The sequence below is a fragment of the Janibacter sp. GXQ6167 genome, assembly GCF_041365945.1.
In the GTDB taxonomy this organism is placed as follows: Bacteria; Actinomycetota; Actinomycetes; order Actinomycetales; family Dermatophilaceae; genus JBGFSK01.
In genome coordinates, this window is the sequence record NZ_JBGFSK010000008.1 from 107,735 (window position 1) to 129,952 (window position 22,218).

Annotated in this window: 23 protein-coding genes and 1 riboswitch; of the genes, 11 read left to right on the forward strand and 12 right to left on the reverse strand. The window is 68.7% G+C overall.

Annotation, left to right across the window (positions count from 1 at the left end):
- The first annotated feature begins 82 nt into the window (after nucleotides 1-82).
- Nucleotides 83-1,459, forward strand: a complete 1,377-nt coding sequence (locus AB8K43_RS12585; protein WP_370894555.1) for a TrkH family potassium uptake protein — start codon at nucleotides 83-85, stop codon at nucleotides 1,457-1,459.
- A complete protein-coding gene (locus AB8K43_RS12590) occupies nucleotides 1,452-1,862 on the forward strand; it encodes a TrkA family potassium uptake protein (protein ID WP_370894556.1) in 411 nt (136 codons plus the stop codon). Before AB8K43_RS12585 ends, AB8K43_RS12590 begins: the two co-directional genes overlap by 8 nt.
- A gap of 69 nt (nucleotides 1,863-1,931) precedes the next feature.
- Here the strand turns inward: AB8K43_RS12590 and AB8K43_RS12595 are convergent, their stop codons facing one another.
- From AB8K43_RS12595 to AB8K43_RS12605, 3 genes are all read right to left on the reverse strand, one after another.
- Entirely contained in the window at nucleotides 1,932-2,741 is an 810-nt protein-coding gene (locus AB8K43_RS12595) for a C40 family peptidase (RefSeq protein WP_370894557.1), read from the reverse strand.
- Nucleotides 2,742-2,743: 2 nt separating this feature from the next.
- Nucleotides 2,744-2,934: riboswitch (cyclic di-AMP (ydaO/yuaA leader) on the reverse strand.
- Between the two features lie 176 nt (nucleotides 2,935-3,110).
- Complete coding sequence (locus AB8K43_RS12600; RefSeq protein ID WP_370894558.1) at nucleotides 3,111-3,821, reverse strand: metal-dependent transcriptional regulator; 711 nt, start codon at nucleotides 3,819-3,821, stop codon at nucleotides 3,111-3,113.
- A 56-nt stretch (nucleotides 3,822-3,877) separates the two neighbouring features.
- Entirely contained in the window at nucleotides 3,878-5,089 is a 1,212-nt protein-coding gene (locus AB8K43_RS12605) for an MFS transporter (RefSeq protein WP_370894559.1), read from the reverse strand.
- Nucleotides 5,090-5,157: 68 nt separating this feature from the next.
- On the opposite strand from AB8K43_RS12605, the gene AB8K43_RS12610 reads away from it, so the two are divergent.
- Nucleotides 5,158-5,880 carry a hypothetical protein gene (locus tag AB8K43_RS12610; RefSeq protein WP_370894560.1) on the forward strand — a complete coding sequence of 241 codons (723 nt, stop codon included), beginning with the start codon at nucleotides 5,158-5,160 and terminating at the stop codon, nucleotides 5,878-5,880.
- Between the two features lie 15 nt (nucleotides 5,881-5,895).
- Here AB8K43_RS12610 and pdxH read toward each other — a convergent pair whose 3' ends face one another.
- The gene (pdxH, locus tag AB8K43_RS12615; protein WP_370894561.1) at nucleotides 5,896-6,561 is read right to left on the reverse strand and encodes a pyridoxamine 5'-phosphate oxidase; all 666 of its coding nucleotides are present in this window, start codon (nucleotides 6,559-6,561) and stop codon (nucleotides 5,896-5,898) included.
- A 49-nt stretch (nucleotides 6,562-6,610) separates the two neighbouring features.
- Nucleotides 6,611-7,717, reverse strand: coding sequence for a citrate synthase 2 (locus AB8K43_RS12620; protein ID WP_370894562.1), 1,107 nt, complete (start codon nucleotides 7,715-7,717; stop codon nucleotides 6,611-6,613).
- Nucleotides 7,718-7,857: 140 nt separating this feature from the next.
- Between AB8K43_RS12620 and serC the strand changes: the two genes are divergently transcribed.
- A complete protein-coding gene (gene serC / locus AB8K43_RS12625; RefSeq protein WP_370894563.1) occupies nucleotides 7,858-8,988 on the forward strand; it encodes a phosphoserine transaminase in 1,131 nt (376 codons plus the stop codon).
- Nucleotides 8,989-9,177: 189 nt separating this feature from the next.
- Here the strand turns inward: serC and AB8K43_RS12630 are convergent, their stop codons facing one another.
- Together AB8K43_RS12630 and AB8K43_RS12635 are read right to left on the reverse strand one after the other, a co-directional pair.
- Nucleotides 9,178-10,464: an MFS transporter gene (locus AB8K43_RS12630; protein ID WP_370894564.1), complete on the reverse strand. Its 1,287-nt coding sequence runs from the start codon at nucleotides 10,462-10,464 to the stop codon at nucleotides 9,178-9,180.
- A gap of 146 nt (nucleotides 10,465-10,610) precedes the next feature.
- On the reverse strand, nucleotides 10,611-12,089 hold the full coding sequence (locus tag AB8K43_RS12635) for an NCS2 family permease (RefSeq protein ID WP_370894565.1): 1,479 nt from the start codon (nucleotides 12,087-12,089) through the stop codon (nucleotides 10,611-10,613).
- Between the two features lie 64 nt (nucleotides 12,090-12,153).
- Between AB8K43_RS12635 and AB8K43_RS12640 the strand changes: the two genes are divergently transcribed.
- Entirely contained in the window at nucleotides 12,154-12,477 is a 324-nt protein-coding gene (locus AB8K43_RS12640; protein ID WP_370894566.1) for a DUF2530 domain-containing protein, read from the forward strand.
- Between the two features lie 111 nt (nucleotides 12,478-12,588).
- Here AB8K43_RS12640 and AB8K43_RS12645 read toward each other — a convergent pair whose 3' ends face one another.
- Nucleotides 12,589-13,341 (reverse strand): DUF3027 domain-containing protein, encoded by a 753-nt coding sequence (locus AB8K43_RS12645; RefSeq protein ID WP_370894567.1) that lies wholly within the window; start codon nucleotides 13,339-13,341, stop codon nucleotides 12,589-12,591.
- A 5-nt stretch (nucleotides 13,342-13,346) separates the two neighbouring features.
- Nucleotides 13,347-13,742, reverse strand: coding sequence for a cold-shock protein (locus AB8K43_RS12650; protein ID WP_370894568.1), 396 nt, complete (start codon nucleotides 13,740-13,742; stop codon nucleotides 13,347-13,349).
- A gap of 149 nt (nucleotides 13,743-13,891) precedes the next feature.
- Here AB8K43_RS12650 and AB8K43_RS12655 point away from each other — a divergent pair, with 149 nt between their 5' ends.
- The gene (locus AB8K43_RS12655; protein ID WP_370894569.1) at nucleotides 13,892-15,166 is read left to right on the forward strand and encodes an MFS transporter; all 1,275 of its coding nucleotides are present in this window, start codon (nucleotides 13,892-13,894) and stop codon (nucleotides 15,164-15,166) included.
- On the opposite strand, the gene AB8K43_RS12660 is transcribed toward AB8K43_RS12655, so the two are convergent.
- The 3 genes from AB8K43_RS12660 to AB8K43_RS12670 all read right to left on the reverse strand — a co-directional run bounded on the left by AB8K43_RS12660 (nucleotide 15,153) and on the right by AB8K43_RS12670 (nucleotide 18,353).
- On the reverse strand, nucleotides 15,153-16,088 hold the full coding sequence (locus AB8K43_RS12660) for an aldose 1-epimerase family protein (RefSeq protein ID WP_370894570.1): 936 nt from the start codon (nucleotides 16,086-16,088) through the stop codon (nucleotides 15,153-15,155). The genes AB8K43_RS12655 and AB8K43_RS12660 overlap by 14 nt on opposite strands.
- A 188-nt stretch (nucleotides 16,089-16,276) precedes the next feature.
- Entirely contained in the window at nucleotides 16,277-17,299 is a 1,023-nt protein-coding gene (locus tag AB8K43_RS12665) for a zinc-dependent alcohol dehydrogenase family protein (RefSeq protein ID WP_370894571.1), read from the reverse strand.
- A gap of 115 nt (nucleotides 17,300-17,414) precedes the next feature.
- The gene (locus AB8K43_RS12670; protein ID WP_370894572.1) at nucleotides 17,415-18,353 is read right to left on the reverse strand and encodes a hydroxymethylglutaryl-CoA lyase; all 939 of its coding nucleotides are present in this window, start codon (nucleotides 18,351-18,353) and stop codon (nucleotides 17,415-17,417) included.
- 67 nt (nucleotides 18,354-18,420) lie between these two features.
- Here AB8K43_RS12670 and AB8K43_RS12675 point away from each other — a divergent pair, with 67 nt between their 5' ends.
- From AB8K43_RS12675 to AB8K43_RS12695, 5 genes are read left to right on the forward strand one after another with little or no spacing between them, the layout of a single operon-like run.
- The gene (locus AB8K43_RS12675; RefSeq protein ID WP_370894573.1) at nucleotides 18,421-18,837 is read left to right on the forward strand and encodes a hypothetical protein; all 417 of its coding nucleotides are present in this window, start codon (nucleotides 18,421-18,423) and stop codon (nucleotides 18,835-18,837) included.
- Between the two features lie 38 nt (nucleotides 18,838-18,875).
- Nucleotides 18,876-19,217: a DUF2200 domain-containing protein gene (locus AB8K43_RS12680; protein ID WP_370894574.1), complete on the forward strand. Its 342-nt coding sequence runs from the start codon at nucleotides 18,876-18,878 to the stop codon at nucleotides 19,215-19,217.
- Between the two features lie 42 nt (nucleotides 19,218-19,259).
- Nucleotides 19,260-19,889, forward strand: a complete 630-nt coding sequence (locus tag AB8K43_RS12685; RefSeq protein ID WP_370894575.1) for a YigZ family protein — start codon at nucleotides 19,260-19,262, stop codon at nucleotides 19,887-19,889.
- A 60-nt stretch (nucleotides 19,890-19,949) separates the two neighbouring features.
- Complete coding sequence (locus tag AB8K43_RS12690) at nucleotides 19,950-20,672, forward strand: response regulator transcription factor (RefSeq protein ID WP_370894576.1); 723 nt, start codon at nucleotides 19,950-19,952, stop codon at nucleotides 20,670-20,672.
- On the forward strand, nucleotides 20,672-22,150 hold the full coding sequence (locus AB8K43_RS12695) for an ATP-binding protein (RefSeq protein WP_370894577.1): 1,479 nt from the start codon (nucleotides 20,672-20,674) through the stop codon (nucleotides 22,148-22,150). Before AB8K43_RS12690 ends, AB8K43_RS12695 begins: the two co-directional genes overlap by 1 nt.
- Nucleotides 22,151-22,218: the final 68 nt, after the last annotated feature.

Consider the following 22,218-nt stretch of genomic DNA (forward strand, 5'->3'; position numbering starts at 1 on the left):
GCGTCTCTACCGCCCTGCCACACCACGTCTTCCCCACTGCAGCGAGAACCGCTCGCGCTCCCTTCGGCCCTACAGTTGGCCCGTGAGCAGCATTACGGGGTGGGAGCGCAAGCAAGAGCGCCGCCTGATCGATCGCGTGGGCGCCAACCCAGCCCGCATCGTGATGGGCGGATTCGCCCTCGTCATCCTGCTCGGTTCCTTCCTTCTCACCCTCCCGATCGCGTCCGAGGCCCGCGAGGGCACCCCCTTCATCACGGCCTGGTTCACGGCCACCTCGGCGACCTGTGTCACCGGCCTCGTGACCGTCGATACCGCGACGCACTGGTCGACCTTCGGCGAGCTCGTGATCCTCGGCATGATCCAGATCGGCGGCTTCGGCGTGATGTCGCTCGCGTCGATGCTCGCGATGTTGATCGGCCGCAAGGTCGGCACCCAGGCGTCCTTCCTCGCCGCTGCCGAATCCCGCACGATCAGCCACCGCAGCGTCGGCGACGTCCTCCTCGGGATCGTCAAGGTCACCTTGGTGATCGAGGCCATAGTGATGGTGGCTCTCACCCTGCGCTTCTGGCTCGGCTACGGCGACTCCTTCGGCTCGGCGCTCTACGCGGGCTTCTTCCACTCCGTCTCGGCGTTTAACAACGCCGGTTTCGGACTCCAACCGGACAGCATCGTGCCGTGGGTCGCCGACCCCTACATCAACCTCCCGCTGATGGCTGCGGTGATGCTCGGGGGCATCGGATTCCCCGTGTTGTGGGAGTTGCGGGACTATTGGCGCCGACTCGGGAAGTGGTCCATCCATCTGATCATCACCCTCGGGATGTCGGTCTTCCTCTGGGTGAGCGGGACCATCGCGATCGCCGCCTTCGAGTGGACCAACCCCAAGACACTCGGCGGCCTTGACCAGGGCACGCGGATCCTCGCTGCCGCCTTCCAGTCGGTCGTCGCGCGCACGGCGGGCTTCAACAGCCTGAGCATCGGCGACCTCCACCAGGAGACCCTCCTCACCCTCGATGGGCTGATGTTTATCGGAGGTGGGAGTGCTGGGACGGCCGGCGGGATCAAGGTGACGACCTTCGCCCTTCTCGGATTCGTCATCTGGGCCGAGTTGCGCGGCGAGCCGACGGTGCGAGTCTTCCACCGCCGCCTCCCCGCCGAGACCCAACGCCAGGCCCTCACGATCGCGCTGCTCTCGGTGGGCGGGGTGGCGACGGCGACCGCCGGGCTCCTCTTCACCAGCGATCACCCGCTCGATGACGTCCTCTTCGAGGCGATCTCCGCCTTCGCCACGGTCGGGATGTCGACCGGGATCACCCCGACCCTGAGCGAGGTCGATCAGATGATCTTGATCTTCTTGATGTTCCTCGGCCGACTTGGACCGATCACCCTGGGCGCCGCCCTCGCGCTCCGGACCCGCCCGCGGCGCTACGAACTGCCGCAAGAGAGGATGCTCGTTGGCTAAGTTCACCGTCGCCGTGATGGGCCTCGGGCGCTTCGGCAGCGCGCTAGCCCAGCGACTCGAGGACTCCGGCGTCGCCGTCCTCGGGGTCGACACCAGCGAAGAGATCGTCCAAGGCCTCTCCGAAACGATCCGTCATCTCGCCGTCGCGGAGGCTCGCGACCCCGAAACTCTCACTCAACTCGGCGTTACCGAGGACACCCTCGTCGTCCTCGGTATGACCAACGTCCAGGCCTCGCTGCTTTGCCTCACGGCCTGCACCACCCTCGGAGTCCGCGAGATCTGGGCCAAGGCCGGATCCCAGCAGCACGCCAAGGCCCTCTCCCGCCTCGGTGTCATGCGGATCATCCAGCCGGAGCGGGATGCGGGGCTGCAGATGGCAGCCGAACTGCTGAACCGCCGCTAACTCGCGGGCGAACACATGCAAGAAGGGGGCGAAGCCGAGCTTCGCCCCCTTCTCGTACGGTTCAACAGATCAGAAGCGACCGTAACCGGAGACACCGCCGAAGAGGGGGCGAACCGTCACCGACATGCCGGTGCGCGGCGCGTCGATCATCTGGCCGTTCCCGACGTAGATCCCGACGTGGTACGCCGGTGCGCCGAAGAAGACGAGGTCGCCCGGCTGCGGGTTAGAGACCGGGCGAGCCGCCGACTGCTGGGCGGCCGCGGTGCGCGGAAGCGACTTGCCGACCTTGGCGAAGACATAGCTCGTGAAGCCGGAGCAGTCGAAGCCCGAGGGGCTGCTGCCGCCGTAGACATAGGGGACACCGATGTACTGCTTGGCGATCGCGACGACACCACTCGCGGCGGGCAGGTTGTCACCCGGGTCGGCGGCCGGGGCCGGCGTCGCGGGGGTGGCTGCGCGCTGGTTCGACCGGCTCGGAGCGGTCTGGGTGCGCTCCGGAGTCGTGGGGGTCGCCTCGGGCTCGGCCACCGGCTCCGGCCGGGGCTGCGGCTTGGGCTTGGCGACGGCCTTGACCGAGACGCTGCCGAAGTCGGCGGTCGTCGTCTGGACGACCGGCGCGGCCGGGATGGGTGCGGTCACGGCCTGAGCCGGCGCGACGTTCGCCGCGCTACCGGCCGTCGGCGCGGCGCTCACGGGAGCGGCCGGAGCCGAAGGAGCGGCGCTTGCCGGGAGCGCCACGGCGGCAACCAGACCACCGGACGCGGCGAGGACCGCCGAGGTCTTCGCGACCGGCTGGGTGATGCTGCCGAAGACAAGGGTGAGTTCGTTGATGGCGCTGTATCCGCCTGGGGAACGGTGCCGCCCGATGGTGTCGACCACGATGAGTGCCTCTTTCGTGCCTGCGAGGTGAGCTGTCGGGTTCGGGTGGAGGCCACCCGGCCTTCTCGAGATCGGCAGTCGCTCGCGACGTCGATCCGATCGGGCTTCACCCCAAGGACCGCGACCTCGTGACGAGGCCTCGGACCGAAGTGGGTCCCCCGCTCCTGCCGTGCGGTGTCGGTACTGATGACGCATGCAAACGGTGGCAGGACTCGGCGATCCGTCCCATGCGATCCACCCCAGGGGGAGGCGGACGAGACGACGGTACACAGTGGTCGAAGCGTTTGTCACATTCCGGTCACGACGAATCGCTAAGCGGTGCCTGTGATCCGCCTCACACCCCGGGAAGGGGGTGTGATCAGCCTGGGATCAGGGCGCGATCTCCTCGACAAAGACGTGCGTTGCGACATCGCGAGGCAGGGACACGCCGTCGGCATCCTCGGCGCCTTCACGGACCACGACGATGCGGTCCGCGTCGGCCCGCACGACGACCCGCTGACCGGGGCGCAGACGTGCTTCGGTCAGCAAGGCGAGCGCCTCGTGATCGACCTGGACCGGCTCACCGATTCGGCGCACGACGAGCGCGCCATCGCGATCGGACCCCTCGACGACCTCGACGAGACTGAGCAGCCCGCGCCGGAAGTCATCGGCCGGGGCCTCCCCCAGCAGTTCGTCGAGCCCCGGGATGGGGGTGCCGTAAGGGGATTCACGGTGCTCCCCGAGCAGGGAGACGATCTTGCGCTCCACCCGCTCGGACATGACGTGCTCCCAGCGGCAGGCCTCTTCGTGGACGTGCTCCCACTCGAGCCCAATCACATCGGTCAGCAGCCGCTCGGCGAGGCGGTGCTTACGCATCACGCGTGTCGCGAGCGCTCGCCCCTCGTCGGAGAGCGCGAGCCGGCGGTCTGAGGCGACGGCGAGCAGGCCGTCCCGCTCCATGCGCGCGACGGTCTGCGAGACGGTCGGGCCCGAGTGGCCCAAGCGTTCGGCGATGCGAGCGCGCATCGGCGGGATGCCCTCTTCCTCCAGTTCGAAGATCGTCCGGAGGTACATCTCGGTGGTGTCGACCAGGTCTTTCACCCCACCGATTGTGCCTTGTCGGCGCGCGGAAGGGGCACGACGGTTCCCTGGCAGGGTCAGCGGACGCCCAGGGCGGCGCGCCGAGCGCGGTCTTGCCTGGCGACCCACCACGTCATCCAGCCGGCGCCGATCCCTCCGATCAGGGCCAGTCCGAGCGCGGCAGCCGCGAGAGACGCCGCGGCAGTGACGGCGGTGATGAACAGGGGCGCCGCGGCGTGCCCTACCTCGCCACAGAGCCGCCAGCCGCCGAGGAACTGAGCCCGGTCGGCTGCCGGGGCGGCATCGGCGCCGAGGGTCATCACGATCCCGGATCCCAGCCCATTGCCGACGGCCATCAAGGTGGCGACGGCGAGGAGCCCTCGATACTCGGTCGCGAGCGGGAGCAGCGCCATCGCGAGCGACATGATCACCATGAGCGGGAGGACCACTGCGGTCCGCCCGACGTGATCCATCACCCAGCCGGAGGGGTACACGACGGCGAGCTCGATCACCGCGGCGATCGCGAAGATCACCGAGGATTCGACACCACCCAGCCCGAGGTGAAGTGCCCAGAGCGGCAGGATGACGATCCGAGCTTGGCGCAAGATGGAGATCACCGTGACGCCGAGACCCAGGGTCAGCAGGACCGAGCGGTGCGTGCGAATCACCCGGAAGACCGAGGTGACCGGTTCCCCCTTCACCCGGCGCTCATGTGCCGCAGTGATATCGGGCGTGCAGATCACGATGATGAGCGACCCCAGGGCACACCCGACCGCGAGAATGTAGGCACCCTGCAGACCCGCCTGGGCGATCGCGACCGCCCCGACCGCGGGGCCGATCAGCATCCCGAGCCGCAACGACCCGCCGAGCAGCGACATCCCCCGCGCCAGCCGTTCCGGAGGGAGCGCGTCGATCATCCAGCCCTGACGGGCAAGGAAGTAGGCACTGCTCGCGAGCCCGGAGAGGAACATCGCCGCGCCCATGATCCAAAGGGTGGGCGCGAATCCGGCGGCAGCGAGCGCGATGACGTCGACGACCCCCATCCGGATCAGCGTCGTCCGCTCCCCCAGTCGAGCGACGAGCGCCCCTGCAGGGACCGCGCCGAGCAACTGGCCGACCCCGAGCATCGCCACGATGAGGGCAGCCCCTTGCAGGCTGGCCCCGAGTTCGCTCGCGCGCATGGCCGCGACCGGGAGAACCGCACCCATCGCGGCACCTGCGAGCGCAGTCGGCCCGTAGGCCGGGAGCGCCACGGCGCGCCAGGAGAAGGGGGCAGCGGACGAAGACATCGGCCCCATTGTCGCCGGTCGGCGAGGGCGGACCCCCAGAGCGCCCACGTTTCGCTACCTTGTCGTGGATGGACTTCATCATCCCGGCGCGGTACTGCGGCCCACCCAGGTCAGGCAACGGCGGCTGGTTTTCGGGGCATCTGATCTCGGCTCTCCACGCGGAGCACGGCACGTCTGCCTTCGGGACGACCAGTGAGGTGCGCCTTCGCGCCCCGAGCCCGCTCGATAAGCCGCTCACCGTGAGCCCAGCGGGCGATGGGGTCGAGGTCCACGACCTCGGGATCGTGATTGGGGAGGCGAAGCCGGTCGCCCCGCTCGAACTCGATCTACCGGACCCTGTCTCCCTGGACGACGCTCGCCGCGCGGCCGCTTCCTACGACCCGGCGGGGCACCCCTTCCCCGGGTGTTATGTGTGCGGACCCGAGCGCGCCGAGCATGACGGCCTGCGGATCTTCGCCTCTCCCGTCGAAGGGCGCGAGGGGCTTTTCGCCGCGCCGGTGGTCCTCGACGAGCCCAGTCTGGAAGGGGTGTGCGCGGCCCTGGACTGCCCCGGCGCGTTTGCGGTGGGCCTCAACGAGGACGCCATGGTCCTTGGGACCTACACGGTGCGAGTCGAGCGCCTCCCCGAGCCCGGCGCCGAGCTCGTCGTCACCGCCTGGGAGCGCGCCCGCGCGGGGCGTAAACGGCTCTGCGCCACCGCGCTCTACGACGGCGACGAGTTGCTGGCCTCGGCTGCCGCGACCTGGATCGTGGTCAAGCCCGACAACTTCGTGCAGCCCGCGGCGGTGTGAGCGGGCCCCCTGCGGTCACGGCTGGTAGCGCTGAACCGTCCAGGCGTCGGCGTCGGCGAGGCCCCCTTCTCCAACGCGGGTGAACCGCAGCCGGTCGTGCAACCGGTTGGTCCGACCGGCCCAGAACTCGACCTCATCGCAGTCCATCCGCCAACCACCCCAGAAGTCCGGGACCGGGACATCCCCGTCCGGCCACCGGGCCTGGGCGTCGGCGTAGGAGCGCTCGAGCGCCTCACGCCCTTCGCAGGGTTCGGACTGCGCGGAGGCCCACGCGCTCAGCTGCGAACCATAGGGACGTTCGGCGAAGTACCGGGCGACCTCGTCGCGCGCAATCTCCGTGGCCGTCCCGCGAAAGCGGATGCCCTTGAAGATCGCCGGCCAGGTGAGCACGGCCGCGCACCGCGGGTTGGCGCGCAATTCCTCGCTCTTGGTCGAGTTCAGGTTCGTCACGAACCCGGGCCCGCGCTCATCGAAGAAGCGCATCAAGACGGTACGGGCGTTGGGCGCCCCCTGCTGATCGACGGTCGCGACGACCATCGCGAGGGGTTCGGGGACGTCCCCGCGAGTCCGCTGACGCAACCGTGCTTCGTCGATCCAACTGACAATCTGGGCGAAGGGGGTGGCCGCGACGGTCTCCTCGGTCAGGCCCTCACCGTCGTACTCCATGCGCGTATCAGGCATGGCCCCCATGGTAGGTGCCGGGACTGGACGCCCCCTTAACGTCCGGGGGTCACCCTGAGAGCTTCTCGTATCCCTTGACATCCTGGATGGCGCGCGGGCCGTGACCGACATAGCGCGAGCTCGGGCGAATCAACCGACCGGTCTTCTTCTGCTCGAGGATGTGGGCACTCCAGCCGGCGACGCGAGCGCAGGCGAAGAGGGGGGTGAACATCTCGGAGGGGATCTCGGCGAAGTCCAGCAGCACCGCCGCCCAGTAGTCGACGTTGGTCTCCATCTTGCGGTCCGGGTACCGCTCGGCGAGCTCAGCGATCGCGGCCTTTTCGAGCTCGGCGGCGACCTCGTAGCGCGGAGTCCCGAGGCGCTTGCAGGTGTCGCGCAGGACCTCGGCACGCGGGTCGTACGCGCGGTAGACGCGGTGGCCAAAGCCCATGAGGCGCTGCCCGCGGTCCATGACCTGCTTGACGTACTTGGTCGCGTCGCCCATCTTCTCGACGTCTTCGATCATGTCCTTGGCCCGCGACGGGGCTCCGCCGTGCAGCGGGCCCGAGAGGGCACCGACCGCGCCGGACAGACACGCCGCGGCATCGGCGCCGGTCGAGGCGATCACCCGAGAGGTGAAGGTCGAGGCGTTCATCCCGTGTTCGGCGGCGGTGATGAAGTAGGCGTCGACCGCCTCGACGTGGAGGGGATCCGGCTCCTCGCGCCAGCGGATCATGAAGCGCTCGACGATCGTCTTGCCCTCATCGACCCGGTCCTGCGACACCATCGGCAGGCCCTGTCCGCGCCCGGACTGAGCGATGAAGGACAGCGCCTGGACCGAGGCCCGGGCGAGGTCATTGCGGACCTGCTCGGCGTCGATGTCGAGCAGCGGCTTCATCCCCCACAGCGGGGCGAGCTGGACGAGCGCGGACTGGACGTCGACGCGGATGTCCCCGGTGTGGACCGGAAGGGGGAAGGGCTCGGCCGGCGGGAGCCCCGGGCCGAACTCGTCATCGACCAGCAGACCCCAGACCTGACCGAAGGTCGTCCGACCGACGAGTTCACGGATGTCGACCCCGCGATAGCGCAGGACGCCGCCCGCCTTATCGGGTTCGGCGATCTCGGACTCGAAGGCGATGACGCCTTCGAGCCCAGGCTTGAAGTCAGAGTCGGACATGGTGGGGGTCCTCCCGGTTAGCGACGTCGGTATCCGGGCCCCATTGTGCCCCGAAGGGGGCCACCTCTGTGACCCGGCCCACGAGCCCGAGGGATGGACCCTCGTCTCGACGCCGCGAGCCGGGTGCCAGACTGGATCGCGTGACTGCTGACGCCCCCGCCATCACCATCCCCACCGATCTCCTCCCCCGCGACGGCCGGTTCGGCGCCGGGCCGAGCAAGGTCCGTCCCGCCCAGGTCGAGGCGCTCGCCGCCATCGGGACCACCGTCCTCGGGACCTCCCACCGCCAGGCACCGGTCAAGACCCTGGTCCGCCGGGTCCGCGAAGGGGTCGCAAACCTCTTCAACCTGCCCGAGGGCTACGAAGTCATCCTCGGCAACGGTGGCTCGACCGCCTTCTGGGACATCGCCGCCTTCGGTCTCGTCCGCGAGCGCGCCCAGCACCTCGCCTTCGGGGAGTTCTCCTCGAAGTTCGCCAAGGTGACCGGCGGCGCCCCCTTCCTCGGCGACTCTCAGGTCATCACCGCCGAGCCGGGCTCGCTCGCCGTCGCCGAGGCCGTCGCCGGGATCGACGCCTACGCGTGGCCGCACAACGAGACCTCGACCGGGGTCATGGCGCCGGTCGTGCGCCCCAAGGGCGCCGACGAGGACGCGCTCGTCCTGATCGACGCGACCTCCGGCGCTGGTGGCCTGCCCGTGGACATCAGCCAGGCCGATGCGTACTACTTCGCGCCGCAGAAGTGCTTCGCCTCTGACGGTGGCCTCTGGATCGCGGTGATGAGCCCGCGCGCGATCGCGCGCGTCGAGGAGATCGCCGCGACCGATCGTTGGGTGCCGGACTTCTTCTCGCTGCCGACCGCGATCGACAACTCGCGCAAGGACCAGACGTACAACACCCCGGCCGTCGCGACGCTCGCGATGATGGCCGACCAGCTCGACTGGATGAACGACGGTGGCGGGCTCGACTTCACGACCGGCCGCACGGCGGACTCCTCCGGGCGAATCTACGACTGGGCCGAGAAGGGGGCGAGCACGACCCCCTTCGTCACCGACCCGGCCGCGCGCAGCCAGGTCATCGCGACCATCGACTTCGACGACGCCGTGGACGCCTCGGCCATCGCGAAGACGTTGCGCGCAAACGGGGTTGTCGATGTCGAGCCGTACCGCAAGCTCGGCCGCAACCAGTTGCGGATCGCCACCTTCCCGGCGATCGACCCCGAGGACGTGAGCGCACTGCTTCAGTGCATCGACTACGTCGCCGAGCGCGTCTGATCGGGATCGCGCTCGCCCGACCGCTGTCGGGCACAAGGACGCCGGTCGCGGAAACTTCCGCGACCGGCGTCCTTTTTGTGTCCGTCAGGAGGTGAGCGTCAACCGGTCACCGGATCACCGTGGCGAGCGCGATGACCGCTATCAGTGCGATCAATACGCCGACCGTCATATTGCGGCGAAACCTCGGGGTCATCGGGCAGCCTCCGGAAGGGCGTGGGGCATGGGCAGGGCGCGAACCCGCAGCCGCGGGCGGCGCTCGGCCTCGTAGGTCACCTGCACGATCTCACGGCGCGCCAGCCAGAGCGAGACCAGAGCGAGCGTGATCCCGACCGCGACCGTGCCGATCCCGATGGTCCAGCGCGCGCCGAAGGTCTCACCGATCCAGCCGATGACCGGGGCACCGACCGGCGTACCGCCGAGGAAGATCGCCATGTAGAGCGCCATCACGCGACCGCGCATCTCCGGCAGGACCCTCGTCTGCACCATCGCGTTGGCCGTCGTCATCGCGGTGAGGCCGGTGAGCCCGCAGGCGGCGAGCGCGATGGCGAAGGTCGTGTAGGTCGGCGCCAACGCAGCGGCGCCGGATGCCACGGTGAATCCGGCGAGCGCGACGAGCAGCGTCCGCATGCGCGGGTTGCTCCGACGGGCAGCGATCAGGGCGGCGGCGAGCGAGCCGATCGCCATGACCGACCCGAGGAGTCCAAACTCCGCCGAGCCCTTGTCGAAGACGGTGGTCGCCATCAGCGCGATCGTGATCTGGAAGTTCATCCCGAAGGTGCCAAGGACGAAGACGAGCAAGAGCACCAGTTGGATGTCGGCACGGCGGCTGACGTAGCGCAGGCCCTCGACGACGCTGCCGCCGCCGGTGACGCGAGGTGCGGGCCGCAGCTGGTCCCCCTTCATCGCGGCGAGCGCGACGAGGACGGCGATAAACGTGAAGGCGTTGGCGAGCAGGGTGACTCCGGTGCCGACCGCAGCGATCGCGAGACCCGCGACGGCGGGGCCGATGAGGCGACCCAGGTTGAAGGAGGCACTGTTGAGCGCGACGGCGTTCGGGAGGCGAGCCGGCGGCACCATCTCCGAGACGAAGGCCTGGCGCGCCGGGTTGTCGACGGCCGACGCGAGGCCGGTCACCAGGGCGAGCACGTAGAAGTGCCAGAGCGCGGCGGCGCCAGTGAGGACGAGAGCTGCGCCAAGGAGCGCGGTGAGGGCGAGGATCACCTGCGTGATCGCGAGGATTCGACGCTTGGAGTAGCGGTCAGCGATCGCTCCGGTGATGGGGGCCAGGAGCAAGAAGGGGATGAACTGCAGCGCGGTGACGATGCCGAGCGCGGTCGCGGAGTGGTTCGTGAGCTGGGTGAGGACCACCCAGTCCTGAGCGATGCGACCCATCCAGGTGCCGACATTGGATACCAGCGCACCAGCGAAATAGATGCGGTAGTTGCGGACGTGCAGTGAGGCAAACGTAGGACTCAATTGGGGGTGGCGAGCCTCCTCTTCGGGGTGCGAAATCGGGATGAATCGCTCGCCACACTGAGAACGGTCCTCGGGTACAGGGAGGTCAACGCTGAGGCGACCCTCACCTATTCCCGAGGACCGTTGTCGCTCCTCGAACACGGGTGTTAGGAGACGCCGAGCACGTCCTTGATCGGGTCGATCCCGAAGTAGAGGACGAAGAGGATCGCGACGATCCACATGAGCGGATGGATCTGGCCGATCTTGCCCCGAGCCACTTTGAGCAGCACGTAGGTGACAAAGCCGGCGCCGATCCCCGCGGTGATCGAGTACGTGAACGGCATCAGGATGATGGTGAGGAAGGCCGGGATGGCGATCTCGAGGTCATCCCAGTCGATCTCCTTGACCTGCTGCATCATGAGGAAACCGACGAGCACCAGCGCCGGGGTCGCGGCCTCGTATGGCACGACGGCGACGAGCGGCGCGAGGAAGGTCGCGAAGAGGAAGAGGACGCCGGTCACGATGGCCGACAAGCCGGTGCGCGCCCCTTCGCCGACGCCGGTCGCGGACTCGATGTACGCGGTGTTGGACGAGACCGACCCCGCACCACCGGCGATCGCACCGAGGGAGTCGACGACGAGGATGCGCTGGGAGTTCGGCGGGTTGCCCTCTTCATCGAGCAGCCCCCCTTCGGCACCGACGGCGACCATCGTGCCCATGGTGTCGAAGAAGTCGGCCAGCATCAGCGTGAAGACGAGCAGCATCGCCGAGATGATGCCGATCTTGGAGAAGGACCCGAGCAGGTTGAACTGTCCGAGCAGCCCGAAGTCGGGCGTCGAGACGATCGAGTCGGGGAAGGCGGGGACGTTCAGACCCCACCCGGTCGGGTTCGCGACCTGCCCATCCGGACCGACCCGGGGCCCGATCTGCGCGATCCCTTCGACGACGAGGGCGAGGATCGTGGTGCCGATGATCCCGTAGAGGATCGCCCCCTTCACCCCCCTCGTGTAGAGGGTGATGATCACGAAGAGTCCGATGACGAAGACGAGCAGCGGCCAGCCGGCGAGGAAGCCGCCGACGCCGAGCTCACCGAGCGGTCCGCCCGCGGACTTGCGCACGAAGCCCGCGTCGACGAGGCCGATCACCGCGATGAAGAGACCGATCCCGACGCTGATCGCGATCTTCAGCTGCGCCGGGACCGCGCGCAGGACCGCCTTGCGGAAGCCGGTGAGCACGAGCACAAGGATCACGATGCCCTCGAGGACCACGAGACCCATCGCGTCGGCCCAGGTCATGTCCGGGAGCTTGGCGATCCCGAAGGCGACGAAGGCGTTGAGGCCCAGGCCGGCCGCCATCGCGAGGGGGTAGTTCGCGACGGCGCCCATGAGGATCGAGAGCAGCCCGGCGATGAGCGCGGTCCCGGCCGCGACCATGAGCATGGCCTGACCGATATCACCGCCTCCGAGGAACTGCCCGGTCCCGTCTTGCTGGGTGCCGATGATGAGGGGGTTGAGGACCACGATGTAGGCCATCGTGAAGAAGGTCGCGAGGCCACCACGGATCTCACGACTTACGCTCGAGCCACGCTCGGTGATCTTGAAATACCGGTCGATCGCATTCGTCGCCGGTGCAGGGGTGGGCGCCATGAGGGCCAGGGTAAAACCTCTCGCCGGGTCGGCTCGCCCCAGGTCCACGTTTTACCCTGTGCTCGTGAGCGATCCGACGAACCCGAGCGCCGCCGCACCGGTCGAAGCGACCGTGCGGGTCCGGATGGACCTGATCGTGCTCGCGGGGGTTGGAGCGTGGGTCGTCGCGCTCGCGGTCGTCCTGCTCGTCCCCGAACTCCGTGCGGGAGAGCGTGATTGGTGGCCGTGGGCCTGCGTCGCTGGGGTGATCCTCGGCGCGCTCGGCTACGCCTACGTCCGAAGGGGGCGCGGTAACGCTGCCGAGGCCGATCGGCCGGTGCCCGTGCCACCCGCGATCGAGCGCATCGAGCATCAGCGAGAGCAATACCGCGAGCACCGCCGGGACTGACGACGCGACGATCCCCCTTCTCGCGCCGCCCTCCGGAAACTCCCGATTTCTCGTGGAGTTCCCCGAGATGTTGGGATCTTCCGGGGATGGATGGCGAAGAGGGAGACTCCCTTAGATGGGCTTGAGCGCCATTTCGTCGAGGATCGGCGGGAGAATCTTCTCCGGCTCCGGCGTGGCGACGTCGACCTCGGAGTGCGCGCCGCACCCGTGATCGAGGCTCACGACCGTGCCGTCGCTCGGGGACCATTCGCTCGCGCAGACCCCGAAGGTCTGACGCAGCACCCCGGCCATGGGGACGAAGAAGCCACAGGTCGAGCAGTTCGCCGGCGCCTTCGTCGCGACCGCCGCGCGCGGGCCGTGGTCGCCGTCGTACCAGCGCTGAGCCGCCGCTTCACGCCCTTCGGCCGAGAGCACGCGGGGACGGCCAAGACCGAGTTCCCACTGCGCCATCTGGTCGACGTCTTCTTCGCCGGTGGCTTCAAAACCCGCCTCGAGAAGGGGGTCGTCTTCGATCTTGGGCGTCACATCGCCCGGGCCAATGTCGCCCGGCGCCAAGCGCTCGGACCACGGCAGCCACTCCGGAGAGAGCAGCGCGCCCTCGCCCGGGACGAGATTGGTTTCGCAGACCGTCGCGGTCTTGGCTCGCGGCGCCCGAGCGAGCGTGATCGCCCAGCGCCATCCGCGATACGCCGTCGAGGTGCACGCGAAGTAGTGAGTGCCGATGCGCTCGCCATCCATGGCGAAGCCCATGTGCTCACCGACCGTCCCCGGCTCGGCGATCGAGATCGCCGCTTCGAGCGCTTGCTCGGTCGCCGCGGTGAGGACGGCATCATCCTTCTTCGGCACCTTGACCCCCTTCGCCATGGCGATCAGCCCTCGAGATCGTCCGCCACGCGCCGCAGGACCTGAGCGATCTTCGCGCCGTGCCCACGGTCCGGGTAGCGGCCGTGGCGCAGGCCGTTGCCGACGCCGTCCAGCAGCTTGATGAGGTCCTCGACGATGACCGCCATGTCCTCGGCAGACTTCCGGTCCCGCTCGCGCTTGTTGGCGGCGACGCTGGGGGCCGGGGAGAGGACGCGCAGCTGGTGCGCCTGCGCACCCTTCTTGCCGGACATCACGCCGAACTCGACGCGCGTGCCGCCCTTTAGCGTCTCAGTCCCCTCGGGCAACGCATTCGCGTGGAGGAAGACGTCGTCGCCCTCATCGCTGGAGATAAAGCCGAAGCCCTTCTCCGCGTCGTACCACTTGACCTTGCCAGTGGGCACCTTCGCACCTCGATTGTCTTGAAAAGGAATGTTCAGGGGTACCGCGACTCGACGGCGGCGACCAACCCCAGGCTAACCGCTCGCGGGCCATCCGACCCAACGAACAAAATCGCTCGCCGATTGTCGGTCCACCCGGCACGATGTCGCGGGTGACGACAGTCGACCTCGCCCCCGGGATCCGCGGCTTCTGGGCGGCCCTACCGCGGGCCGGCCGGTTCCTGCTGTCGACCGTCGCCCTCCAGCACCTCGGGCGCGGCATGACCCTGCCGTTTACGATCATCTACCTTCACGAGGTCCGCGGCTTCTCCCTTCAGACCTCTGGCGCGCTCATGGCCATGATCGCGGCGGTGGCAGTGGTGCTGGCGGCCCCAGCGGGAGTCCTTGTCGACCGGGTCGGCGCCCGCTACATCGTGATCGCGAGCAGCATCTCCCAAAGCCTCGGCGCCGTCGTCATGGCCGCCGCCACGACGGTGCCGGTGGCGGCGCTCGGCTGTTTCCTGATGGGCGTCTCGCAATCGAGCGGGTGGGCGGCCGCCAACACCTTGATCTCCTCGATCGTGAAGGGGGCCCTGCGACAGCGGTACTTCGGCGTCAACTTCGCGCTGCTCAATCTGGGCATCGGCGTCGGCGGGATCATCGCCGGTCTCGTCGTCGACGTCGAGCGACCGATCACCTTCGAGGCGATCTTCGTCGCCGACGCGATCTTGATGCTGATCCCCGTGGCCCTTCTGCTCGGGCCGCTGCGGGCGGTGCACGGCCGTTCCGAACGCCCAGCCGATAGCGCGACCCCGTCCTACGCGACGGTGCTTCGGCTGCCAGGTGTGCGGTGGCTCCTCGGTCTCGGGATTGTGGCGAGCGTCGTCGGATACGGACAGATGGAGGCTGGCTTCCCTGCCTTCGCCCGCGCCTATGGTGCCGTTGACACCCGCATCGTCGGGCTCGCGTTCGCCGCAAACACCGGCGTGATCGTGCTGACCCAGTTCGCGGTCCTGCACCGGATCGAGGGCCACCGCCGGACCCGGGTGGTGCTCGTGATGCTCGTGATCTGGGCCCTGTCCTGGCTGAGCCTCGGCGCCTCGGGACTGCTGCCAGCCACCCTCGCGGCCGCCGTCCTCGTCGTCGGCTACGCCGCGATCTTCGGGTTCGGCGAAACCCTGCTTCAGCCGACCCTCCCGGCGATCACCAACGATCTCGCGCCCGATCACCTGCGCGGGCGGATGAACGCCGTCTCGTCCGCCTCCTTCATGGGTGGCGCGGTCATTGGACCCGTGATCGCCGGCCAACTCCTTGGCCATGACCTCCCGGTCATCTTCATCATCGCCATGCTCGCCGGGCTCGCGATGTGCGCCTGGCTGACGATGGGACTCGAACGCCGGATCACGCCGACCGTCAACGGCCTGCCGGAGCGGGTCAGCGCCAGCTGACCTCGATTCCCCACTGGGCGGCCCAGGTGTCCCCCGGTTCGAGCACCACCAGACCGAGGCCGCTGTTGAAGGCATCCGCCGGGCAAGAGAGCGGCTCGATCGCCACGCCGGGGGCAAGGCCGGGGCCCGCGTCGCGAATCTTGCCCGTGAAGACCTGGACCCAGTCCAGGCGCTGATCTCCCCACAGGCGGACCTGCCGATCATCCAGGTCGAGGTCAACCACCCAGCAACCGTCCTCGCCTCGAGTGAGGGCCGTCAGGGCATGGTCGAGGTCGAGATCGGCGAGGGCCACCCCTTCGCGCAGGTCGAAGGGGGTCTCATCGACGTCATCGACGTCGGCGGGCAGTTTGCGCTCGTCGACCAGCACGACATCGGCCGCCGGGACGGTGAGGCGCGCGCGCTCGAGCGGGGTATCCCCGAGCGCGAGGTAGGGGTGCGCTCCGTAACCGAAGGGAGCTGGCGCCGCCCCCACATTGGTCGCGCGGACCTGGCACACGAGCCCGGTGTCATCGACCGACCAGGCCGTCACGACCTCGACCGTCGAATCCCAGCCGGGCCGGGGGTGAATCGTATGGCTCACGACGACGCGGTCCTCGTGGCGCTCGCGCAGGGCCCACGGCGACCACCGGGTGAGCCCGTGCGAGGCGTTGCCCGTGGCGGGCTCGGTGATCGGCAGGACGTGCTCTCGCCCATCGAAGGTGTATTTACCGTCCCGCAACCGATTCGGCCACGGCACAAGGATCTGGCCGCGTCCCGACGGAGCAGCAACCTCTTCCGGGTATCCCGCGACGATGTCCTCGGCGCGATCGGTGTAGGTGCGAAGGCCCCCACCAACCTCGACGATCACGGCCACGCGGTCGCCGTGCCGGATCGTCCACTGCTCGCCGGAAGGGAGGACCGGTGGTCTCGTCGTCGCAGCCATGGCCCCAACCTACCGACGGGCGCCGCGGCCGGCGGGGTGCCAGGGGTGCTCAGCCGCGCACCTCCCGCACCCCACCCGACGCAACCGGGGTGTCAGGGGTGCTGAGGCGCGCACCTCCCGCACCCCACCCAACGCAACCGGGGTGCGAAGGGTGCTCAGCCGCGCACCTCCCGCACCCCACCGGTAGCTCAGGTCCGAAGCAGCGCCTTGATCGCGCGCCGTTCGTCCATCGCCCGATACGCCTCGGCGGCGTCCTCGAGCGGGACTTCCAGGTCGAAGACGCGACCCGGGTCGATCTCGCGGTCCCAGATCAGCTGGATCAACTCCGGGAGGAAGCGGCGCACCGGCGCGGGGCCACCGTGCAAGGTGATCGTCGAGAAGAAGAGGGGGAGCCCGGCGAGGCGGACCCCGTGGGAGACCCCGACGTACCCGACGTGCCCACCAGGGCGCGTGGACTGGATCGCCTGGACCATCGACTCCTGCGTACCGACCGCCTCGATCACGCTGTGCGCCCCGAGACCGCCCGTGAGCTCTTTGACCGCCGCGACGCCCTCTTCGCCACGTTCGGCGACGATGTCGGTCGCGCCGAACTCGCGAGCGAGCGCCTGGCGATCGGCGTGGCGGCTCATCGCGATGATCCGTTCGGCACCGAGTTGCTTGGCCGCGAGGATCCCGAGGAGGCCGACCGCTCCGTCACCGACCACGGCCACCGTCCGGCCCGGTCCAGCCTGCGCGGCGACCGCCGCGAACCACCCGGTTCCGAGGACGTCCGACGCGGCGAGCAATGACGGCACCAGGTCCTCGTCAGGCATCCCGGGAGTCGCGACAAGAGTCCCGTCGGCGTGTGGGATCCGGGCGCGCTCGGCCTGAGTGCCGATCCCGCCCATCCCGACCGCGTGGACGCAGCGCGATTGGTAGCCGGACTCGCAGATCTCGCACGTGTTGTCCGAGGCGAAGAACGAACCGACGACGAAGTCGCCCACCTTGACCTGCTCGACGTCCGCGCCGACCTCTTCGACGACGCCGACATATTCGTGCCCCATGGGGCTCGTGGCAGTGACCTCGTCCTCGCCGCGGTACGGCCAGAGGTCCGAACCACAGACGCAGGTCGCGGTGACTCGGATGATGGCGTCGGTCGGCTCCTCGATGACCGGATCGGGCCGATCCTCGACGCGGAGGTCGCGGGTTCCATGGATCATGACGCCTCGCATGGGCGCTCCTCTCGCTGGGCGGCAGCGCAGGTCATCTGCTGATTTGAAGTGCCTCGCCGTCACGGGTGACGTTCTATTACATCGAACCGCGAGAAGCGTTCCGGCGGAAGGGGGGTCAGTCGCCGGCGAGGGCCTTGACGACGCGCGACGGCGACGGGCGCCCGAGTTGCTCGGCCATCCATCGGCTGGTTTCGACGAGGGCGCCGAGGTCGACGCCGGTCTCGACACCGGCTCCGTCGAGAGCCCAGACGAGATCCTCGGTCGCGAGGTTCCCGGTCGCGGACTTGGCGTAGGGGCACCCCCCGAGGCCGCCAGCGGCAGAGTCCACCACCGTCACGCCCGCCCGCAGCGCCTCCATCGTGTTGGAAAGCGCCTGACCGTAGGTGTCGTGGAAGTGGACAGCGACTCGGTCCACACCGATCCCTCGGCGGTCGAGTTCGGCGAGGAGATGCTGGACATGGCCAGGCGTCCCCGTGCCGATCGTGTCGCCGATCGACAACTGATCAGCGCCGAGATCCATCAGGCGCTCAGCGACGTCGGCGACCTGGGCCACCGGGACCACCCCTTCCCAGGGGTCCCCGAAGCACATCGAGAGGTAGGCGCGGACCCACATCCCTTCGTCCCCTGCCCGCTTCACGACGGGGGTAAACATCTCGATCGACTCCTCGATCGAGCGGCCCAGGTTGCGCTGGGCGAAGGTCTCGGTCGCCGAGCCGAAGATGGCGATCGCCTGGACTCCCGCATCGAGGGCGCGGTCGAGACCTCGCTCGTTGGGGACGAGGACGGGGCGTTGGCGGGACTGTCCGCTCGGCCCGAGTTGGCTGAGCAGATCGGAGGCGTCGGCCAACTGAGGGATCCACGAAGGGTTGACGAAGGAGGTCGTCTCCACGATCGGGAGCCCAGCGGCGCCGAGGCGGCGCACCAGTTCGGCCTTGACATCGGTGGGGACGGATCGCTTCTCGTTTTGTAGTCCGTCGCGCGGACCCACTTCGTAGATGGTGACCGATGCGGGAAGCCCGGTAGCCGGCTCGCGTTGCGGAAGGGGAGTGCTCACCTCGCCATGATGGCACCGACCATCGATACTGGGGAGGGCCCTGCCCCCGTGATCGAGGAGCGCTTCGTTGTCCCAGCACCCACCGCACCAGCCACCTCCCCCGCAGCAGCAGTACCCTGCGCCGCAGCAGCCGTACCCGTCGCCGCAGCAGACCCCTCATCACCCGGACTTCCCGCCCCCGCGCAACGACGTCGGCCTCATCGGCGGCGTGATCCTGATCTGCGCCTCTCTCGCCTTCCTCGCCTTTTGCATGATCCTTACTCCCATCGCCGCGATCCCTGGCATCGTCGCGATCTCCAAGAACAACAGCGACCCGGAGGGGGCAACGCGGTGGATGATCGGCGGCTGGGTCACCCTCGCCGTCATGCTGGCCCTGAGCGTCGTGCTGTGGTTCACCTTCTTCGCGAGCCTGGCCGGCGGCACGCTCTGGTTCACCGGCGAACTGATGAACCAGATGAGCTCCTCGTCCGCCTGGCCCTCCTAGGACCGTCCGGTACCGCACCCCCGGATACCGTGGACGGGATGAGCCGCATTTTCGACACCCCCTTCGCCGCGGTCTACCCGCTCTACGTCGCCAAGGCCGAGCGCAAGGGCCGCACTCAGGCCGAGGTCGACCAGATCGTCACCTGGCTGACGGGGTACGACGAGGCCACCGTGCGCCAACACCTTGCGGACGAGACCACGTTTACCGACTTCTTCGCTGGGGCTCGCCTCAACCCCCAGGCCAGCGCGATCACGGGCGTCGTCTGCGGCGTACGCGTCGAAGAGGTCGAGGACCCGCTGATGCAGCGGATCCGCTATCTCGACAAGTTGATCGACGAACTCGCCAAGGGCAAGGCGATGGACAAGATCCTTCGCTCCTAACGCGATCAGCCGAGGCGAAGGGGGCACACCTATGGTGGACGCGTGATCACCTCCTATCGCACCCTGGCGGCCGAGGCCGTCGGCGAGGTCGAGGATCGAGGGTCACGCTTCCTGGCACGGATCGCACCTACGGATTCCGAAGAGGCAGCGCGCGCGGTGATCGAAGCCGAACGCCGCGCCCACCACGATGCCCGGCACCACTGCTCGGCGTTCATCCTCGGCCCCGATGGCCGGATCGAACGCTCCAATGACGATGGCGAACCCGCCGGGACGGCCGGAACCCCGATGCTCGATGTGCTGCGCGGCTCGGGGTATCGGGACGTGACGGCGGTCGTGACGCGCTGGTTTGGCGGGACCCTGCTCGGCGCGGGCGGACTCGTGCGGGCCTACGGCGACGCGGTCCGCGACGCCCTCTCCACCGCCCAACCTCGAGAGCTCATCCTCGCCCAGATGCACCTCCTCACGGTGCCGCACGCCGACGCCGGTCGAGTCGATCACGACCTGCGCTCGCACGACGTGGTCGTCACCGGGACCGACTACGGGCAGCGCGCGACGCTGCACCTCGCGATCCCGCCGGCCGATATCGAGCGAGTGACGCATGTGGTCGCGGCGGCTACCGCGGGCACCGGTTCGCTCCAGCCCAGCGGGGAGCGCTGGGTCGAGCGCCCGTAGCACGCCCTCCCCCAGCGGGTTCTCAGCCGACTCCCAGGAGACGTGCGCACACTGAGACCTATGAGTGAGCGCTCAGCCAATCAACCAACCCCGGAGGCTCGCCTGCTCGTCGTCGAAGATGAGCCGAACATCCGCGAGCTCCTCGCGACCTCCCTGCGTTTTGCTGGCTTCGACGTCCAGGTGGCCGGCGACGGTCAGACCGCCCTCGATGTCGCGACCCACGAGGACGTCGACCTCATCGTGCTCGATGTGATGCTGCCCGACATGGACGGCTTCGAGATCACGTCACGGCTGCGGGCTACCGGGCGCCAGATCCCCGTCCTCTTCCTGACCGCTCGGGATTCCCTCGACGACAAGATCAAGGGGCTCACGGTCGGCGGCGACGACTACGTGACCAAGCCGTTCTCGCTCGAAGAGGTCATCGCTCGGATCCGGGTGATCCTCCGGCGCACCCAGGGCGACCTTGAGTCGGAGGCGACCTTGCGCTTCGAGGACCTCGAGCTCGATGACGACGCCCACGAGGTCCGCCGGGCTGGCAAGGTCATCGAGGTCTCCCCCACCGAGTTCAAGCTCCTGCGCTACCTCATGTTAAACCCCAACCGGGTTCTCTCCAAGGCGCAGATCCTCGATCACGTCTGGGACTACGACTTCCGCGGAGAGATGGGCATCGTCGAGTCCTACATCTCCTACCTCCGGCGCAAGATCGACGGTGACGGACGCCCACCGCTGATCCACACCAAGCGCGGCTTCGGGTACGTCCTGCGGCGCCCGCCGGAGGCCTAATGACTCGCCCGGGCGCGACGCCCGAGACCGAGGAGGACCAGACCGAAGGGGGATCGCCCAACCCGGTCGTGCGGCGGCTCGAGTCGATGCCGCTCACCTGGCGAATTGTCGCGATCCTGCTCGTCCTGCTGATCAGCGCGATGTCGCTGACCGCGCTCACCACGGCGTACCTCCTCAAGCGCGATCTGGTGAGCAATACCGACCAACAGTTGCGGATCGCCGCCAAACCCGTCGCGGCGGAAGTCCTTGGGATCCAACGGGATCGCACCGGCCTCCCGAGCAACTACGCGTTCGTCTACATCCCCTCCGATGGGTCGGAGATGACGCTCATCAACCCCACCGGCGAGACCCTGCGCCCCAACATGCCGCGCCTTGCCGTCGACGACCAGCGGGTGGTGACGGGCCAGCCCTTCACCGTCGGCTCGACCAATGGCGACATGTCGTGGCGCTTCGTCGCCGGCAAGGTCTCCGATGGCAGCGCCACCTTCGCCATCGGCGTCCCCATGCGGGGCACCAACCAGACCGTGCAGCGCCTCCTCGTCGTGATCGGCACGATCGGCATGGGCGTCATCGCCGCGAGCGCCGCGCTCGGCTGGGCCGCCACCCAACGGGCCGTGCGCCCCCTTCGGCGCATCGAAGATGTCGCGGCCGCCATCGCCCACGGTGACCTCAGCCGCCGCGTGCCGGTGCGCACGAGCCGCGACGAGGTTGCGAGCCTTAGCGAGTCCCTCAACGCCATGCTCGGCCAGATCGAGCGCTCGTTCACCGTCCAGGAGGCGTCCGAGGCCAAGATGCGCCAGTTCGTCGCGGATGCCTCGCACGAACTTCGCACCCCGCTCGCGACCGTCCAGGGCTACGCCGAGCTCTACCGTCAGGGCGCCATCCAAGGCGACGAAGCGGTCGGGACCTCGATGGATCGGATCGAGTCCGAGGCCCGCCGGATGAGCGTGCTCGTCGAAGACCTCCTCCTCCTCGCCCGCCTCGATGATGAGCGCCCGCTCGAACGCCAGGAGCTCGACCTCGTGGTCCTCGGCGCCGAGGCCGTCCACGACGCACTCGCGCGCGACCCGGAGCGCCCGATCAGCATTCGCGGTCTCGACGGCGAATTGGAGCCGGTCTGGACGAAGGGGGATGACGCGCGGCTGCGTCAGGTGCTCAGCAATCTCGTGGCCAACGCGCTGATGCACACCGAGTCCGGCGTGCCGGTCGAGGTGGCTGTCGGCACCATCGGCGGTCGGGCGGTCATCGAGATTCGAGATCACGGCGATGGCCTCGACCCCGCGACAGCGCGCCGGGTCTTCGAGCGCTTCTTCCGGGCCGATAAGGCGCGCTCTCGGGCGCGAGGCGGGAGCGGCCTTGGACTCGCGATCGTCGCCGCCATCGTCCACCAGCACGATGGCGAGGTCGAGGTGCTCCAAACCGAAGGGGGCGGAGCGACCTTTCGCGTCACCCTCCCGGCGACCCACCCGCAGGACTGACCCCGGCGTACATGCCGGCACAGGATCTTCCCAGGCGAGACCCAGGCTGGGCCGAAGTCGGGGGCGTT

What these genes read in the sequence shown, in the direction of transcription:
- AB8K43_RS12605 (WP_370894559.1), bottom strand. Translation starts at nt 5,089, where the DNA reads ATGTCTTCGTCCGCTGCCCCCTTCTCCTGGCGCGCCGTGGCGCTCCCG.
- AB8K43_RS12610 (WP_370894560.1), top strand. Translation starts at nt 5,158, where the DNA reads ATGGACTTCATCATCCCGGCGCGGTACTGCGGCCCACCCAGGTCAGGC.
- pdxH (WP_370894561.1), bottom strand. Translation starts at nt 6,561, where the DNA reads ATGCCTGATACGCGCATGGAGTACGACGGTGAGGGCCTGACCGAGGAG.
- AB8K43_RS12620 (WP_370894562.1), bottom strand. Translation starts at nt 7,717, where the DNA reads ATGTCCGACTCTGACTTCAAGCCTGGGCTCGAAGGCGTCATCGCCTTC.
- AB8K43_RS12635 (WP_370894565.1), bottom strand. Translation starts at nt 12,089, where the DNA reads ATGGCGCCCACCCCTGCACCGGCGACGAATGCGATCGACCGGTATTTC.
- AB8K43_RS12645 (WP_370894567.1), bottom strand. Translation starts at nt 13,341, where the DNA reads ATGGCGAAGGGGGTCAAGGTGCCGAAGAAGGATGATGCCGTCCTCACC.
- AB8K43_RS12660 (WP_370894570.1), bottom strand. Translation starts at nt 16,088, where the DNA reads ATGGCTGCGACGACGAGACCACCGGTCCTCCCTTCCGGCGAGCAGTGG.
- AB8K43_RS12665 (WP_370894571.1), bottom strand. Translation starts at nt 17,299, where the DNA reads ATGCGAGGCGTCATGATCCATGGAACCCGCGACCTCCGCGTCGAGGAT.
- AB8K43_RS12680 (WP_370894574.1), top strand. Translation starts at nt 18,876, where the DNA reads ATGAGCCGCATTTTCGACACCCCCTTCGCCGCGGTCTACCCGCTCTAC.
- AB8K43_RS12690 (WP_370894576.1), top strand. Translation starts at nt 19,950, where the DNA reads ATGAGTGAGCGCTCAGCCAATCAACCAACCCCGGAGGCTCGCCTGCTC.
- AB8K43_RS12695 (WP_370894577.1), top strand. Translation starts at nt 20,672, where the DNA reads ATGACTCGCCCGGGCGCGACGCCCGAGACCGAGGAGGACCAGACCGAA.